General features: G+C 51.1%; 1 protein-coding gene. It reads left to right on the plus strand.

The genetic code is table 11. The annotated features are described in order from the left end of the window. Positions 1-180: hypothetical protein (locus ACFVVF_RS08250; protein WP_387807044.1), on the plus strand; the 180-nt coding region annotated here is incomplete at its 5' end. Positions 181-1,315 lie beyond the last annotated feature (1,135 nt).

Raw genomic sequence — 1,315 nt, forward strand, 5'->3', positions numbered from 1 at the left:
GGACTGCTCTCGCTCAAAGCTCCGTACAGCGAACCTGCTTCGCTATTTTGCGAAGACAGGTTCGCTACACGGGAGCTGGCAAGCCCTCGTCCTTTCAACAGCGAAGCTAGATTCGTTACTCATGAACCTTGGTTCGCGATTAGCGAAAATAGGTTCGCTGTAGCTGCTCAGCCTGCTTGATTGCGCCAGTTTAACGAAGATTGGTTCGTTAATTTGCGAACCCGCTTCGCTGTAGCCGTTCGGCCTGCTCCATTGCGCCGGTTTAGCGAAGTTCAGTTCGCTAACGGCCAACTAATGTGTGATTTTTCGAGGATTGGCGGACTGCTCTCGCTCAAAGCTCCGTACAGCGAACCTGCTTCGCTATTTTGCGAAGACAGGTTCGCTACACGGGAGCTGGCAAGCCCTCGTCCTTTCTACAGCGAAGCTAGATTCGTTACTCATGAACCTTGGTTCGCGAGTAGCGAAAATAGGTTCGCTGTAGCTGCTCAGCCTGCTTGATTACGCCGGAATAGCGAAGTTTGGTTCGCTGATTTACGAACCCGCTTCGCTGTAGCCGCTCAACCTGCTTGATTATGCCAGTTTAGCGAAGTTCGGTTCGCTGATTTGCAAACCTGCTTCGCTAACGGCCAACTATTGTGTGATTTCGAAGATCGGCGGACTCTACTCGCCCAAATGTTAGTTGTAGCGAACCTGCTTCGCTATTTTGCGAAGACAGGTTCGCTACACGAGAGCTGGCAAGCCCTCGTCCTTTCTACAGCGAAGCTAGCTTCGCTACTCATGAACATAGGTTCGCGATTAGCGAAAATAGGTTCGCTGTAGCCGCTCAGCCTGCTTAATTGCGCCAGTTTAGCGAAGTTCGGTTCGCTGTAGCCGTTCGGCCTGCTCCATTGCGCCGATTTAACGAAGATTGGTTCGTTAATTTGCGAACCCGCTTCGCTAATGGCTAACTATTGTGTGATTTTCGAGGATTGGCGGGCTCTACTCGCCCAAATGTTAGTTGGAGCGAACCAACTTCGCTATTTTGTGAAGACAGGCTCGCTACACGGGAGCTGGCAAGCCCTCGTCCTTTCTACAGCGAACCTAGCTTCGCTACTCATGAACATAGATTCGCGAGTAGCGAAAATAGGTTCGCTGTAGCTGCTCAGCCTGCTTGATTACGCCGGAATAGCGAAGTTTGGTTCGCTGATTTGCGAACTAGCTTCGCTAATCAAATTTTAGTGGGGTGTATGGGCACCTAGTTCATACTGTCCGTATTTAGCAGGGGTTCCGGTTCGGAGGTTCGGAGGTTCGGAGGTTCGAAGGTTTGTTGGTACGT

Source organism: Paenibacillus sp. NPDC058174 (assembly GCF_042883865.1).
Lineage (GTDB): Bacteria > Bacillota > Bacilli > Paenibacillales > Paenibacillaceae > Pristimantibacillus.